Genomic DNA, 14,005 nt, shown 5'->3' with positions numbered 1-14,005 from the left:
GGGGTGGCGTTCTGGTGGCGCCGCTCGCCGTGCGCGTCTGTGCTCAGGCGCGCCCGCTGGCCCCCCCGCCCCCACCACCCCGGAGTGACGCAGGCCACTCCGGCCCGAGAACCGATGCGGCCATCGCCCACGTCTTGCTCGATGCCGGAGGGGATCCGGCAGGCGAAACTCGAGGAGTGACCAATGCGTATGGTCAGTACGGCGGAAACGGCGCCCACGGAATATGCCAGGGCGGTCACCGCCACCGGACTGAAGGTCAGGGCGGGCCGCCGGATGGCGGTCGACGGGCTGGACCTCGCGTTGGGCAACGGCGTCCACGGCCTGCTGGGGCCGAACGGCGCGGGCAAGACGACGCTGATCAGGTCGCTCGCGACCGTGCTGCCGCCCGCCGCCGGAACGCTGGAACTGCTCGGCAGGCCCGCCGGCCGGGACATGCGCGAGACCCGCCGGAGGATCGGGTACCTCCCGCAGGACTTCGGCTTCTACCGGCAGTTCACCGTACGCGAGTTCGTCACGTACCTGGCCTGGCTGAAGGAGATGTCCAAGGTGGACATTCCGGCCGCGGTGCAGCGGGCCATCGAGATGGTCGGGCTCGCCGATCGCGCAGGGGACCGGATGAAGACGCTGTCGGGAGGCATGCTGCGCCGCGCGGGGATCGCGCAGGCGATCGTCAACAGCCCGGACCTGTTGCTGCTCGACGAACCGACTGTCGGCCTCGACCCGGCACAGCGGGTCGAATTCCGGGCCCTGCTGCGGGAACTGGCCGACGACACCTGCGTCGTCGTCTCGACGCATCTCGTCGAGGATGTCGCCGCCGCGTGCACCGACGTCGTGCTCATCGAGTCCGGACGCCTGGTGTGGCAGGGCAGCGCCGCGGACCTGGCCGCGGCCGGTGGTGCGGACGACGTCGGCGACAGCCCGACCGAGCGAGGCTATTCGGCGTTGCTGGCCCGCCGCACGAGCACGAAGGGAACGGGCTGGTGAGCGCGCGAGTACTCGGTATCGAACTGCGCCGGTCGATCGCGCCGCTGACCGCGGTCGTGGTGCTGGGCCTCGGTGTCGCAGTGGTGCAGCTGATGTTCCGCGAGGGCCCGACCTTCGCCCAGTGGACGACGTTCTCCGGCATGCAGCGCTACAGCCTCGAATTCCTGGTCCCGGTGGCCCTCGGCGCGGGTGCCTGGCAGGGACGCCGGGAACGCCGGTCCGGGATGAGCGAGCTGACCTCGACCGTCTCCCGCCCGGCCTGGCAGCGGTTCCTGCCCGTCTCCGGCGCGATGGCGATCGCGGTCGTGGCGGGCTATCTGGTGGTGCTCGCCGTCGGCGCTGTCCAGGTCGTCGGCAACGCCACCTACCACCATCTCGGCTGGCTGCCGATCCCGTTGGTGGGTGCGCTGGCGCTGGTCGCGGCGAGCTGGCTCGGGCTGGGGATCGGCACGCTGCTGCCCTCGACGCTCACCGCGCCGGTGCTCACCGTCGGCGCCCTCATGGGCCTGATCGCCTTGCGGGTCAACGGCACCGGCAAGGAGGTCCTGCTGGGACCGGAGCTGAACGGCCTCGTCGACACGTTCACCGTGCCGGCGCCGCGGGTCACCATCGCCCAGGTGATCTGGTTCGCGGCGGTGGCGGTCGCGGGCATCGTGCTGGCCACGGCTCCCGGACGTCGGCGGCTCCTGGCCGTGCTGCCGATCGCGGCCGGCCTCGCGGTGGCACTGCCGTTGATCCCGGCGACGCAGGACACGCGGTATGTCGCCGACGCGGCGGCGGCCGAACCGGTCTGCACCTCCGACGCGCCCCGCGTCTGCGTCACCAAGGCCCACGCCAACGCGCTCGGCGACCTCACCGGCCCCGCCAGGGACGCGCTGCGGTTGCTGGCACCGCTGGCCGCCGCGCCGGCCTCGGTCGCGGAGAGCCCGCGGGACAAGCTCCTGGACCGGCCGGTGAAACCCCAGCCGTCCGATGTGGACCTCATCCAGCTGTGGTCCTACGACCTGGACGACCAGTCACATCCGAAAAAGGCCGGGGAGGAACTGACGATCGAGCTTCTCCGGGGTGCCGGGACCACGCAGTGTGACTACCTTCCCTCGATGGCGAACGGGGTGGAGCTGGAGCGATATCACCGGGCGCGCGACGCACGGGATCTCGCGGCCGCGATGCTGGTCGGGAAGCCGCTCACCACCTTCGGGTCGCTCGCCAAGCAGGAATGGCCCACGCTGCACGCTCTTCCGGCCGACGAACAGCTGAGGCGGGTCAGCGCGTTCCGGGTGGCGAGCCTGTCCTGCGAAGGTGATCTGGTGGACATCCTCGCCCACGGCGGTGCCCGATGAGATGGCTGACGCTTTACCTGCGCTCTCGCCGTGTCCCCGCCGCCGGTGGTGCGATCCTGGTCGCGGTATGCGTCTTCTGGGGACTCAACGTCGTGACGAACTCCGCGCTGGCGCAGCTCTTCGGCGTGCTGGCCGTCGCGCTGTGCACGTCGGCGGCAGCGGCGAGTCTGGGAAGTGCCGACCCGGACCTGGACCGGACCGCCGCGATCGCGTGGCCACCCCGGCGCGCGGCGCACGTCGTTGCGATCGGCGTCGTGTCGGCACTTCTGGTACTGGTTACACAGGCGAGTGACAATCCACTCGGCTCGACCGAAACGGTGCTGCGCGCGGCGGCCGGGTTGACCGGGCTCACGGCGCTCGGCGTGACGCTCTTCGGTGCGCAACTGGGGTGGGTACTGCCCACGACGCAGGCTATCGTCGCGATGGCGGTGTTCTTCTCCAGCAAAGAGAAATCCGTTTCGCAGCAGGTGTTCTCGTGGCCGTTCCAGCCCGACGGCACCACCGCGGCCACGGTCACCGCCGTGGTGCTCGCCGTCGCCGGCCTCGTCGTGCACGCCGTGTTCGGGAGCAAACGAGTACGCACTCGTCAGTAGTACGCGACGGCGTTGCTTTTGCCGCCTGGCGAAAGTCCTTATACGCTCCGGAAATGGACGTTCTCGGCAGCAGAACCGCGCTCACTTGATCGGGTGATCACAGTCCGCGGACCACGAGGGAGCGCATGACGGGCACAGCAGGGAAGACCCGCCGAAGCATCGCACTCGCCGCCGCGATGGTGGTCGGTCCGGTCGTGACGCTCACGGCCGGACCGGTCTCCGCCGCACTACCGAAAAGCCAGGAAATCGCCGCGTCACTGCGTGCGGGAACCTTGGGCTCCTCCCACGGTGTCCACGACATCTGTCAGGCCGAAGTGGACGGTCGGACGATCGACCTCGGCTGTCACGCCCAGCTGGTCGGCTCGGGCCGGGCGGAGGCGGGCCCGTTGACCACGTCGGCGCCTGCCGGATACGGGCCCGCCGAGCTGAACGCGGCGTACCGTCTCCCGCCGCTGACCACCGGCCGCGCCGCCACCGTTGCGATCGTCGGCGTCGGGGCGTATCCGGCGCTGGAAGCCGACCTCGGCAAATACCGCGCCCAGTACGGACTACCGAAGTGCGACACCGCGAACGGCTGCCTCACGGTCACCGACTTCAAGGGTGGCCCACCGCTGCGGCCGTCCCCCGGCTACGCGCAGGTCGAGGAGAGTTACGCCGCGGAGACCGCGCTGGACATCGACATGGCCAGCGCCGCGTGCCCTACCTGCAAACTGGTGATGGTGCAGATCCCGCTCGACATCGGGCGCCTGCTCAGCGCGGCGGCGCTGGGCCTGCCCGCCGCGCTCGCCGACGATTTCGGCAGTGCGGTCACCCACGCGGCGAAGCTCGGCGCCGGTGCGGTGAGCATGAGCTACGGTCTGCCGACCGGGTTGCAGGCCGAGTACGTCGGCACCGGCGCCCCGGCGAAGGCACTGCACCATCCCGGGATGGCTGTCGTCGCGTCCTCGGGCGACAAGGGCTACAACGGGGACAAGCAGTTGTGGCCCGCCCAGCTGCCGTGGGTGACGGCCGCGGGCGGGGTCAGTCTCAAGACCGGTGACCACGGGGCCGTCACGATGTCCGCGTGGGGCGGGAAGTTCGTGCCCAAGGGCGCCAAGGAACCCAAGTGGGTCGGCGCCGGGAGCGGGTGCGCGCCGGGCCTGCCGCCCGCGATCGGGCAGCCCGCCTCGGTTTCGGTGCACTGCGGGAACCACCGCGCGGTCGCCGACATCTCGGCCGACGCCGATCCGCTGACGGGCGTCGCGGTCTACGACTCGTACACGCCGCATTCCGGTACCGGCGGTGGCTGGCTCACCGCCGGCGGCACGAGCGCCGCGGCGCCGTACCTCGCCGGGCTGCACGCGCGGGGCGGTCACCTGGCCGCCGTCGACGGTCCCAACACGCTCTACCGGGCGCCCGCGGGGACAATCCAGGACGTCGCGGGTGGCGGCAACGCTCAGGACGGTGCCGCCGCGTGCAAGGTCGCGAAGGAACTGTGCCTGGGCGGTACGGGCTGGGACGGGCCGACTGGGCTCGGCGTCCCGAACGGTCTCGGCGCCTTCTGAACCACGCGCTGCGATGAGCCTTCCTTGCCGCGCTCGAGGACTCGTAAGCCGTCTTCGGCCTCATCGGTCCCGCGCCGCCGCGTCTCGCAAGCGCAGTTGGTCGCGGCGGCGGATCAGAGAGGCGATCTCGGCGGTGTTGCCCGCCAGCTCGATGGCTTTGTCGTAGGCCGCGCACGATTCCTCGTCGCGCCCCAGTCTGCGCAGCAGGTCGGCGCGGGTGGCGTGGTAGGCGTGGTAACCGCCCAGCTCGTGCTCGACGCGGTCGACGTCCGCCAGCGCCACCTCCGGGCCGTCGAGCTCGGCGACCGCCACGGCCCGGTTGAGGGCGACGGTCGGCGAGGGATCGACGCGGACGAGCTGGTCGTAGAGGGCGAGGACCTGCGACCAGTCGGTGTTGCGGATGTCGCGGGCGGAGGTGTGCACGGCGTTGATGGCCGCGAGAATCTGGTAGCGGCCCGGAGCCGCCCCGGCGGCGGCAGCGGCCAGGCGCTCGCGCACCAGCCGGTGCCCCTCGGCGATCAGCGCCGCGTCCCAGGCTTCACGGTCCTGTTCGTCGAGGGCGACCAGTTCGCCGCCTGCCGAGACCCGGGCGGGGCGGCGGGCTTCGATGAGGAGCATCAGCGCCAGCAGCCCGGCCACCTCACCGTCGTCCGGCAGGAGGGCACGGATCAGCCGGGTGAGCCGGATCGCCTCGGCGGTCAGATCGTGACGGACCGGATCGGTCCCGGGACCGGTCGCCAGGTAGCCCTCGTTGAAGACGAGGAAGAGGACGGTGAGCACCCCGGAGACGCGGGCCGGGAGATCCTCGGCGGACGGCACGCGATACGGGATGCGAGCCGCCTTGATCTTGGCCTTCGCGCGGGTGATCCGTTGCCCCATGGCACTTTCGGCCACGAGGAACGCGCGGGCGATCTCGGGGACGGTCAGACCGCCGACCATGCGCAGTGTCAACGCCACGCGAGTTTCCATTGCCAGCGCCGGGTGACAGCAGGTGAAGATCAGCCGGAGCCGGTCGTCGTCGATGGCGCCGAGAGGCTCCGGCGGGGTGTCGTCATACGCTGCCTGAGCCGCCTTTTGCTTGTCGTCGCGCTTGTTCTCGCGCCGGATCCGGTCGATGGCCTTGCGGTTGGCGGTGGTGGTCAGCCAGGCGCCGGGGTTCGGGGGCACACCGTCGGACGGCCACCGCTCGACGGCGGTCGCGAACGCCTCCGCGGCCGCATCCTCGGCGATGTCGAGATCACCGAAGCGCCTGGTGAGGGCGGCCACCACCCGTGCCCACTCGTCGTGATGGGCCCGGGTGATCGCCGCATCGACGCCGCTCACCGGAATGGCCGCACCTCGATCTTCCGATCGCAGATCTTCGACGCCTCGGTGGCGAGCTTGAGCGCCACGTCCAGGTCGGGGGCCTCCCACACCCAGACACCGGCGAGGTATTCCTTCGACTCCACGAAAGGCCCGTCGCTGAACACCGGCCGCTCACCCCGGTTGTCGATGACCGTGGCCGCGTCGGTGTCCGCGAGCCCGCCCGCGAAAACCCAGTAGCCCCCGGCGATCAGCCGTTCGTTGAACGCGCTGATGGCGGGCTGCCTGTCCGTGCTGCCGGGATCGCTCTTGTCGTCGATCACGGAAACCAGGTACTGCATTCGAAGATCATCTCCTGTGGGTGTCAAGACAGCGTGGTTCGATGGCCGGCTTCATGATCGCGGTCCCCCAGGGTGCCGCTGACGTAGACGACGTCGCCCATGCGCAGGTCGTCGTCCTCGAGGGACAGCAGGCCGCCGGCGGCGAACAGGTCCCGGTTGCCGATCACGGTGAGCGCCCAGCCGCGGTCGGCGAGGTAGGGGGCCGCTTCGTTGCGTTCGCCGAAATAGCGCAGCCTCGCGTGGTCGAGATCGAAACAGTGTGCGCGCCAGCGTTCGGAGATGCGCCGCAGGCCTTCCTTCGTCCTGTCGTCGTCGCCCGGTTTCGGGTTGGGCCTGCTTTCGGTGGCCACCCGGCTGCCCGGCGCGCTGAGCTCGGTGATGGTGTCCAGCAAGTGGTCCTGTGCGTCGGGTGGCAGGTAGCCCAGCAGTCCTTCGGCGCTCCACGCGGTCGGCAGGGCCGGGTCGAATCCGGCGGTGCGCAGTGCGGCGGGCCAGTCGTCGCGCAGATCGGCGGCGGCCACGCGCCGGTCGGCGGTGGGCGCGGCGCCCAGCCCGGCCAGTGTGCGGGTCTTGAACTCGACGACCTGTGGCTGGTCGACCTCGTACACCACGGTCCCGGCAGGCCAGGGCAGCCGGTACGCGCGGGAGTCCAGTCCCGCGGCCAGGATCACGGCCTGCGTGATGCCCGCGTTCGCCGCGTCGAGGAAGAACTCGTCGTAGAACTTGGTGCGGACCTTGGCCCCGTCGATCGCCAGCTGCCCGACCAGGTCGTCGGGCGGCAGCTCGCCGGTCGCCAGCCGGGTGAGGACGTCGACGCCGACCGCCCGGACGAGTGGCTCGGCGAACGGGTCCTCGATGAGCCGGCGGTCCGCGCGAGTCGCGATCGCCCGGGTCATCGCGGCCATGGTGGCGGTCGCCCCGACGCTGGACGCCAGGCCCCAGGTGTCGCCGTCGTGCCGGGTGGAAGTCATGTGCTGCCCTGTCTTTCCGGGGGATTCTGCCGACGCACGCCCGACAGTAGACGAATCGGCCTGCGCGCGAAGCCACTTCGCGGCTATGGTCAGCGGCGCAGCTCGCGGGCGGCGTCGAACTCCGCCGCGCGTCCCGCGGATTGCCAGCGGTACCACCGGTCCCAGCCCCGCAGTGACCACGTCTGCCACCAGCGATCGACACGCGGGCTGAGGCGGCGCAGCAGTTCGAGCGTGAGGATCAGCGGGGCGCGCAGCAGCAGGAAGACGATCCCCGGCAACGGCGAGGGCATCCGGTAGCGGCGGCGGTGCCAGGGCAGCATGAACAGTCCGCTGTAGCCCGCCTGAACGCGGAAATGGTAGGCAGCGCGGAGTTTCTGGAACCCGCGATGCCGGGGGAGCGGCGCGAACGAGGGCACGAACGATTCCACGAGTTCCCGGCCGAGCGCCCCGGAATCATGGGCACGCGCGGCGTCGCAGAGGAACAGGATGCGCCAGGCTTCCAGTGCGGTTTCGGGGAAGTATCCGTCGGCGCGGACGCCGGCGAGATGGCCGCAGTACCGGTTGAAATGCAGGACCGCGCGCATTTCGCGGGGCGTGGTGACGTGCCCGACGACATGCAGCGCGAACGCGGGCGCGATACTGCCGCCGAGCAGCGTCAGCAGCATGTGCGACTGGCTGATCGGCAGCCCCCAGCGCTCGCGCTCCCATTCCGGATGCTCGGCGACGCGGGCCCGTACGCTGACGTGCATCACCCTGACCTTGAGCGAGATCTCGCGCGCGAGCGACCCCGGGGTCAGGATCGCGCCGGGCCGGCACACCTCGATCCACCAGTGCGTGGTCTCCAGATACCGGTGCAGCGCCCGGCTGCCCGCGTAACCGCCGGACAGCGACAGCGGCAGGGCGAGCGCCGCCTCGGTGTAGGTGTCCATGGTTCCGGCGTTGCCGACCGCGCCCAGTGCGTAGCCCCAGCGCCGCCACACCGCGGCGCCCTCCTCGACGAGGCCCGGGTCGACCCAGCCGGGCAGGCGCTCGAAATCCTCGAACAACGCCCGCATGGATTCCGGTGCTTCGGGGACGTCGTCGATCGACGACGTCAGTGCCCGCTCCAGCAGTTCGCGGGACTTCCGGGCGCCGAGTCCGCCGTGATAGGTCTCCCGCACGAAGCGTTCGGCGATCGGGTCCCCTGTGGACAGTCCGGCGGCGAACGCGTCCGTGATCGCGGGGGAGGGAAACAGATCCGTGCCGGTCAAGGCTTTGACGACCCGCCGGATCCGCGCGTGCGGACCGCGCTCGCGTGCCTGCCCGGCACGGAAGGCGGTCGGTGTCCGCGGTTCGGTGGTCGGCACGGCGTCCTCCGGAATCGGCGTCTCCGGCGCCGATTCCACCAGTTGACAACGGCCGTTGTCAACTGGTGGGGTCGCGGATCAGGCCGGGGTGGCCGCGTCGCGCAGCGTCCGGAAGTTGGCCCGGTACTGGTCGTGGATCGGGTTGGATTCGACCCGCAACAGCGCTTCGTCATTCTCGCGCAGGGCCGCGTTGGTGTAGTTGTGGCTGCCGGTCATGACCCACTTGGTGTCCTTCTGCCCGGCGTAGGTGCCCTCGATCAGCATGTACTTCGAGTGCACCTCGTGCTGCCCGGAGATCTGGTACAGCTTGATCCGGTCGTGCCCGGCGAGATGCCCCCTGCTGCCAGCGTCGAGGGTGGTGTAGACGACCTCGACCCAGCACTTCCGGTCGGCGAGCTGACGCAGCTTGCGGGCGATGTCGTCCCGGCTGAACGACCACATGGCGATCCGGATGATGGTCCGCCCGGTCTCGGTCCCGGTCGAGGTGTTGCCCTCGCAGGCGACGTTGTCGTCGAGCATGTTGTAGATCGTGTCGGTCTGCTCGTCGGTGCCCGCGCGCGGGAAGAAGTACGCCTTGGTGTTCCCGGCCGACACCGTCCGGTAGTAGTCGGTCGTCTTGCGCTTCGCGGCGAGGTCGTCGAAATAGCTGACATAGCCGTTGTACAGCCCGGTGTTCCCGACGATCGTCACCGCGTTGTTCCACAGCTTGGTGGTGTTGCCCGCGTTCAGGTTGGCCGAGGCCTGCACGACGACGTTCTTGCTGCCGGAGGTGTCGGAGAACAGGAAGAACTTGTTGTGCATGATCGGCGTGCCCTTGCTGCCGATGCAGGCGGCGTCCTTCGTGCACACCGTGAGCTTGCCGCCCAGCGCGTTCTTCAAGGTGGTGGACGGGCCGGTCGTCGAGTCGGAGTAGTCGAGCACCACGCGGACGTCGACGCCGCGGTTCTTGGCCGCGACGAGATCGGCGGCCACGGCGGCGTCGTCGAAGTGGTAGATGGCCATGTGGATGCTGGATCCCGCCGCCGCGCCCTTGATCAGGGACCGCAGGTGGTCGACGATCGTGCGCTGCTGGGCCGGAACGGTGGGGTTGTTGAAGACCGCGCCGGAAGACACCGCGGCGGAAGCGGCCGGTGTGGACAGTAGCGTGCCCACCAAGGCGAGCAGCCCGATCAGGGCAGCCGCCGCTCTCGTTCGTGTTCTGTTTTCGGACATCTTTCCGAAGATAGGAAAGGAATCCGCCGTCGTCGTCCCACTGTCGGCAGAGGCGGGGTAAACCTCAGGAGTAGGCGACGCTACTTCGCCGCGTTGACCAGTCCCGTTTCGTAGGCGACGACGACGGCCTGCGCGCGGCTGGTGAGATCGAGTTTCGCCATGACGCGGCTGAGGTGCGTCTTGACCGTGCCCTCGGTGATCATGAGCCGCCGCGCGATGTCGCCGTTGGTGCCACCGGTGGCGACCAGGCTGAGGACCTCGCGCTCCCGGGTGGTGAGCGGCGCGAGCCGGACGGCCTGCTCGGCAGGCGGCGCGGGCGGCCGGTAACGGTCGACGAAGGCGTCGATGAGCCGTCGCGTGACGGTCGGCGCGAAGAGCATGTCCCCGGCGGCCACCGCGCCGATGGCGGCGAGCAGGCTCGCCGGTTCGGCTTCCTTGAGCAGGAATCCGGACGCGCCGGCCTGGAGCGCTTCGTACACGTACTCGTCGAGGTCGAACGTGGTCAGGATGAGGATGCGGGGCATCGGTTCGAGGTCACTGCCCACGATGAGCCGGGTCGCGGTCACGCCGTCGGCCACCGGCATCCGGATGTCCATCAGGACGACGTCGGGGCGCTTCTCTCGCGCGCACTCCACCGCCCGCACACCGTCCCCGGCCTCGCCGACGACCTCGAACCCGGGTGCCGCGGTCAGCAACGCGGTGAGCCCGGCACGGACCAGCGGCTGATCGTCGACGACAAGGACTGTGGTCATGGATTCTTTCCCCCGAGCGAACCGGCGCTTCCTCAGGACACCGGAAGCACCAGCTCGACTGCGAAACCCCCATCAGGGCGGGGACCGGCCGTCACCCGCCCGCCGAAAATCTTGGCACGCTCGCGCATCCCCGGTAAACCGTAGCCGCTGACACCGCCGGGCGTGGCCGGTTCGGCCGACGGCGCGTCATTGGACACCGTCGCGACGATCCGGTGCGGCTCCCGGCGGACATCGACGACCGTGCGGACCGGGCCGGCATGGTTCACGACGTTGGTCAGTGCCTCCTGGACCACGCGGTAGACCGTGAGCTGCAGGCCCGACGGCAGCTCGTCCAGCGCCCCGCTGACCCGGAGCTCGACCGCCGGTCCCGTTGTCTCGACCCGGCTGACCAGTTCGGGCAGCTGGGCCAGGCCGGGCGCGGAGGTGAAGTCGGCCGTTCCCACCGGGGAAACCCGCAGCAGGTCGAGCACCCGGCGCAGATCGTCCAGCGTCTCCCTGCTCACCTCACCGACCGTTCGGACGGCGGCACGGGCGGTCGGCGGATCGGCGTCGAACACGTACCCGGCGAGGCCCGCCTGCATCGAGATCACCGACAGATGGTGGGCGATGACGTCGTGCAGTTCCCGCGCGATGCGGAGGCGTTCCTCGGTCATCATCCGTTCGATCCGCCGGTCGTGTTCCTGGCGTAGCGCGTCGGTCGCCTCGGCCAGCTGCCGGTTGCGTTCCGTCAGCTGGCGCGAGAGCCCGCCCAGCAGCACCGCGACACCGCAGACCACCAGCGACTGCGCGATTCCGGCCACCGGGGGAATCTTCAGCGCGACCGCCCCGGCGTAGAGCACCGGCGCGGTCACCAGCATTCCGGCGAGGCTCATGCGGAGCGACGTCACGGCCGCCAGGCTGTACACGGCGAGAACCGGCCCCCACAGATGCAATCCCGGCAGGTAGCCGCGCGACAGGTACAGCAGGTAGGCGGCCGAGGACACCAGCAGGACCGGCACCGGTGCCCAGCGACGTGCCGCCAGCGGAAGGCAGACGCCCGCGGTCAGCAGATAGGCCCAGAGGTCGAACCAGCGCCAGGGTTGTTCGCGGAAGCCGCCGCCCACCAGGCTCATCATCAGGAACACCAGGACGGCGACCACGACGTCGACCGCCCAGCGCGGCGTGCGGCCGACCCGGCGCATCAGGTTCCCGTCGTCGCCGCGCACCCGTCGGAGCCTAGCCAGCCGCACCCTCGATCGGCGTCGTACCGGCGGGGTAGTTCGCCTATCACCGAGGTTGACCCGGTGTTCGTGATCACCGTGTGCCCGCCTCGGACCGCGCGCAGACGGACGCTGGTGGAGGATGTCGACATCCTTCCCTTGAAAGCGAAAGGAACTCCGGCGGCATGCGCATCGACCGGCTGGACCACCTGGTCCTCACGGTGGCCGACCTCCAGGCCACGATCGACTTCTACACCCGGGCGCTCGGCATGGAGGTCGTCACCTTCCGCGGCGGCCGCAAGGCACTGACGTTCGGCACCAGCAAGATCAACCTGCACGAGGCCGGTCACGAGTTCGAGCCGAAGGCCGCCCGACCCACCCCGGGTAGCGCCGACCTGTGTTTCGTCGCGGCCGACCCGCTCGATCAGGTCGTCACCGCGTTCGAGGAACACGGGATCGCCATCGAGGAGGGCCCGGTCGAACGGACCGGCGCGACCGGGCCCATCCTCAGCGTCTACGTCCGCGATCCCGACGGCAACCTCATCGAGATCAGCAACTACCGCTGATCCCCGGCGGCGCCGCTCAGCCGTGCCGAAGACCGCGGACCGACTTCGTGGTGAGCGGGACGAGGAGCAGAACCACGCACACGATGCCCCCGGCCAGCGCGACGTGCGGGGCACCGAACGCCGCGGCGAACGGCGCCGCCGCCAGCTGGCCCGCCGGGATCGCGACGAACGAGCCCAGGTTGTCGTAGGAGGAGATCCGCGACAGCATTTCGCGGGGAACATGTTCCTGCAGCGAGGTTTCCCACGCGATGCCGTACACCCCGCTGCCCAGTCCCGCGACGAACGCGACGCCCGCGAGCCACGGAAAGTTCGCGTGCAGGCCGAGCGCGATCAGCGGGAACGCGAGCGCGACGACGCACAGCTGTCCGATGGGCAGCAGGCTTCGCAGCACGATCCGGTACATCGCGACCGACATGACGAGCACACCGGCCGCGTTGGCACCCAGCACCGCGCCCCAGGCCGTTTCGCCGATGGTGTCCCTGGCGATCAGCGGCCCGAGGACCCGCCAGATCCCCACCTGCAGGAAGTTGACGAAGCCGAAGCAGGCGACGGTCAGCCACACCCAGGTCCGGGACCGGAATTCGGCCCAGCCATCCCGGAGATCGGCGAGCGGGCTGCGTCTGCCGGACGGTGGCGGGGTGTCCAGCGACAGCCGGGCGAGACAGGCCGCCGCGAAGAAGTAGGTCGCCGCGTCGATGGCGATCGCCCATCCGCCGCCCGCCGTGGCGACCATCGTCCCGGCGGCCGCGGGCCCGAGGATCTTGGTCGCGTTGCGCACCGATCCGAGCAGGGAGTTGGCCTTCTGGAGCCGGGAAGGGCCGACCAGATCGGGCACGATCCCGCGCAGCGCGGGCGTGGTGAACGCGGTGAGCGTGCCGTTGACCGCCTCCAGCAGGATCAGCGTCCAGAGGTGATACGGGCCCGCCACGAGCAGGAACGCCACGACAGCCTGCGAAAGCCCGGCGCCGAGATTCGAGACCAGGAGCACGAGCCGTCGCGAGAACCGGTCGCCGACCACGCCGCCCGCCAGCGTGAACACGATGAGCGGAATGGTGTTGGCCGCGAGCACCGCGCCCATGTCGCCCGCGCTGTTCGACGCCTCCAGCACCGCGAAGGACAACGCGACCGGCGCCATCGAACTGCCCAGCAGCGAGACGAGCCGTCCGGTGAAGAACCAGCGGAAGGCCGGGGTCCGGAGCAACGGGCCGTCGGCGATCTGCGCCCGCAATGCCCCTCCAGTCCAGATCCGAAAGCCGGGTCGGCCTCACATTAACCGGATCCTTCCCTTTCTCGCGAAGAGTTTTCGGGGATTCGCGGCATGGCGAAGTGCCGGTAAGGCCACCTTGCAGGCGTCTGACGCCCGTAAGGTGGCCTTACCGGCACTGAGTCCTCTGTGGACACGTGTGCCCGCGGCCGTTCGTCTGAGGTCAACGCTGTGAAGGAGGCCTTCAGCGCATCCGGCGGCGCCCAGGCTCAGCTCGTCGCGGCTCCATCGGAGAAGACGACCTCGCGGACCTCGATGCCCAGGCCCTCGACCTTCGCGTCGGGAATCATCGCCGCGAGTTCGAGTGCGCGCTCCTTGTTCGCGCACTCGATCAGGTAGAAGCCGCCGAGGTACTCCTTCGCCTCCAGGTAGGGGCCGTCGGTGACGACCGGCTGCCCGCCGCGGACACGGACGACCGCGCTCTGCGAGGGATCGGCCAGCGCCTGGGTCGTGATCATCTCGCCGGAGTTCTTGATCGTGTCCATGAACGCGCCGTGCCCCTCCATGACCTCGGTGCGCTCCTCCTCGGTCAGCGCGTTCCACACGGCGGGGTTCATGTGCATGATCAGCAGGAACTGCATGACTACTCCT

General features: G+C 70.1%; 14 protein-coding genes. 5 read left to right on the top strand and 9 right to left on the bottom strand.

From position 1 onward, the window contains the following. Positions 1-183: 183 nt before the first annotated feature. The 4 genes from ACFW0G_RS04365 (at position 184) to ACFW0G_RS04350 (ending at position 4,461) form a co-directional block, all read left to right on the top strand. Complete coding sequence (locus ACFW0G_RS04365) at positions 184-984, top strand: ABC transporter ATP-binding protein (protein ID WP_378323300.1); 801 nt, start codon at positions 184-186, stop codon at positions 982-984. Continuing rightward, positions 981-2,324: a hypothetical protein gene (locus tag ACFW0G_RS04360; RefSeq protein ID WP_378323298.1), complete on the top strand. Its 1,344-nt coding sequence runs from the start codon at positions 981-983 to the stop codon at positions 2,322-2,324. The genes ACFW0G_RS04365 and ACFW0G_RS04360 overlap by 4 nt, the downstream gene beginning before the upstream one ends. Further along, positions 2,321-2,917, top strand: coding sequence for a hypothetical protein (locus ACFW0G_RS04355; RefSeq protein ID WP_378323297.1), 597 nt, complete (start codon positions 2,321-2,323; stop codon positions 2,915-2,917). Before ACFW0G_RS04360 ends, ACFW0G_RS04355 begins: the two co-directional genes overlap by 4 nt. Positions 2,918-3,042: 125 nt before the next feature. Further along, the gene (locus ACFW0G_RS04350; protein ID WP_378323296.1) at positions 3,043-4,461 is read left to right on the top strand and encodes a peptidase S8; all 1,419 of its coding nucleotides are present in this window, start codon (positions 3,043-3,045) and stop codon (positions 4,459-4,461) included. 60 nt (positions 4,462-4,521) lie between these two features. On the opposite strand, the gene ACFW0G_RS04345 is transcribed toward ACFW0G_RS04350, so the two are convergent. The 7 genes from ACFW0G_RS04345 to ACFW0G_RS04315 form a co-directional block, all read right to left on the bottom strand. Further along, complete coding sequence (locus ACFW0G_RS04345; RefSeq protein ID WP_378323295.1) at positions 4,522-5,784, bottom strand: RNA polymerase sigma factor; 1,263 nt, start codon at positions 5,782-5,784, stop codon at positions 4,522-4,524. Continuing rightward, positions 5,781-6,104, bottom strand: coding sequence for a YciI family protein (locus tag ACFW0G_RS04340; protein ID WP_378323294.1), 324 nt, complete (start codon positions 6,102-6,104; stop codon positions 5,781-5,783). Before ACFW0G_RS04340 ends, ACFW0G_RS04345 begins: the two co-directional genes overlap by 4 nt. A gap of 23 nt (positions 6,105-6,127) precedes the next feature. Beyond that, positions 6,128-7,075, bottom strand: coding sequence for an SAM-dependent methyltransferase (locus tag ACFW0G_RS04335; RefSeq protein ID WP_378323293.1), 948 nt, complete (start codon positions 7,073-7,075; stop codon positions 6,128-6,130). A gap of 89 nt (positions 7,076-7,164) precedes the next feature. Beyond that, positions 7,165-8,421, bottom strand: coding sequence for an oxygenase MpaB family protein (locus ACFW0G_RS04330; RefSeq protein ID WP_378323292.1), 1,257 nt, complete (start codon positions 8,419-8,421; stop codon positions 7,165-7,167). Positions 8,422-8,499: 78 nt separating this feature from the next. Next, the gene (locus ACFW0G_RS04325) at positions 8,500-9,633 is read right to left on the bottom strand and encodes a phosphatidylserine/phosphatidylglycerophosphate/cardiolipin synthase family protein (RefSeq protein WP_378323291.1); all 1,134 of its coding nucleotides are present in this window, start codon (positions 9,631-9,633) and stop codon (positions 8,500-8,502) included. A gap of 80 nt (positions 9,634-9,713) precedes the next feature. Then, positions 9,714-10,385, bottom strand: coding sequence for a response regulator (locus ACFW0G_RS04320; RefSeq protein ID WP_378323290.1), 672 nt, complete (start codon positions 10,383-10,385; stop codon positions 9,714-9,716). Between the two features lie 32 nt (positions 10,386-10,417). Next, a complete protein-coding gene (locus ACFW0G_RS04315; RefSeq protein WP_378323288.1) occupies positions 10,418-11,590 on the bottom strand; it encodes a sensor histidine kinase in 1,173 nt (390 codons plus the stop codon). Between the two features lie 179 nt (positions 11,591-11,769). Between ACFW0G_RS04315 and ACFW0G_RS04310 the strand changes: the two genes are divergently transcribed. Next, a complete protein-coding gene (locus tag ACFW0G_RS04310; RefSeq protein ID WP_378323287.1) occupies positions 11,770-12,150 on the top strand; it encodes a VOC family protein in 381 nt (126 codons plus the stop codon). A gap of 16 nt (positions 12,151-12,166) precedes the next feature. Here the strand turns inward: ACFW0G_RS04310 and ACFW0G_RS04305 are convergent, their stop codons facing one another. Both ACFW0G_RS04305 and ACFW0G_RS04300 read right to left on the bottom strand, forming a co-directional pair. Beyond that, complete coding sequence (locus ACFW0G_RS04305; protein WP_378323286.1) at positions 12,167-13,378, bottom strand: MFS transporter; 1,212 nt, start codon at positions 13,376-13,378, stop codon at positions 12,167-12,169. Positions 13,379-13,623: 245 nt separating this feature from the next. After that, complete coding sequence (locus ACFW0G_RS04300; protein WP_378323285.1) at positions 13,624-13,995, bottom strand: YciI family protein; 372 nt, start codon at positions 13,993-13,995, stop codon at positions 13,624-13,626. Positions 13,996-14,005 lie beyond the last annotated feature (10 nt).

It is taken from the genome of Amycolatopsis sp. NPDC058986 (genome assembly GCF_042741125.1).
In the GTDB taxonomy this organism is placed as follows: Bacteria; Actinomycetota; Actinomycetes; order Mycobacteriales; family Pseudonocardiaceae; genus Amycolatopsis.
Note: the sequence above shows the minus strand (reverse complement) of the source record. Positions and strands in the feature narration are given on the sequence as shown.

Excerpts from the sequence above, each read along its gene's own strand:
- ACFW0G_RS04350 (WP_378323296.1), top strand. The coding sequence starts at position 3,043 with ATGACGGGCACAGCAGGGAAGACCCGCCGAAGCATCGCACTCGCCGCC.
- ACFW0G_RS04320 (WP_378323290.1), bottom strand. The coding sequence starts at position 10,385 with ATGACCACAGTCCTTGTCGTCGACGATCAGCCGCTGGTCCGTGCCGGG.
- ACFW0G_RS04340 (WP_378323294.1), bottom strand. The coding sequence starts at position 6,104 with ATGCAGTACCTGGTTTCCGTGATCGACGACAAGAGCGATCCCGGCAGC.
- ACFW0G_RS04310 (WP_378323287.1), top strand. The coding sequence starts at position 11,770 with ATGCGCATCGACCGGCTGGACCACCTGGTCCTCACGGTGGCCGACCTC.
- ACFW0G_RS04335 (WP_378323293.1), bottom strand. The coding sequence starts at position 7,075 with ATGACTTCCACCCGGCACGACGGCGACACCTGGGGCCTGGCGTCCAGC.
- ACFW0G_RS04325 (WP_378323291.1), bottom strand. The coding sequence starts at position 9,633 with ATGTCCGAAAACAGAACACGAACGAGAGCGGCGGCTGCCCTGATCGGG.
- ACFW0G_RS04300 (WP_378323285.1), bottom strand. The coding sequence starts at position 13,995 with ATGCAGTTCCTGCTGATCATGCACATGAACCCCGCCGTGTGGAACGCG.
- ACFW0G_RS04355 (WP_378323297.1), top strand. The coding sequence starts at position 2,321 with ATGAGATGGCTGACGCTTTACCTGCGCTCTCGCCGTGTCCCCGCCGCC.
- ACFW0G_RS04365 (WP_378323300.1), top strand. The coding sequence starts at position 184 with ATGCGTATGGTCAGTACGGCGGAAACGGCGCCCACGGAATATGCCAGG.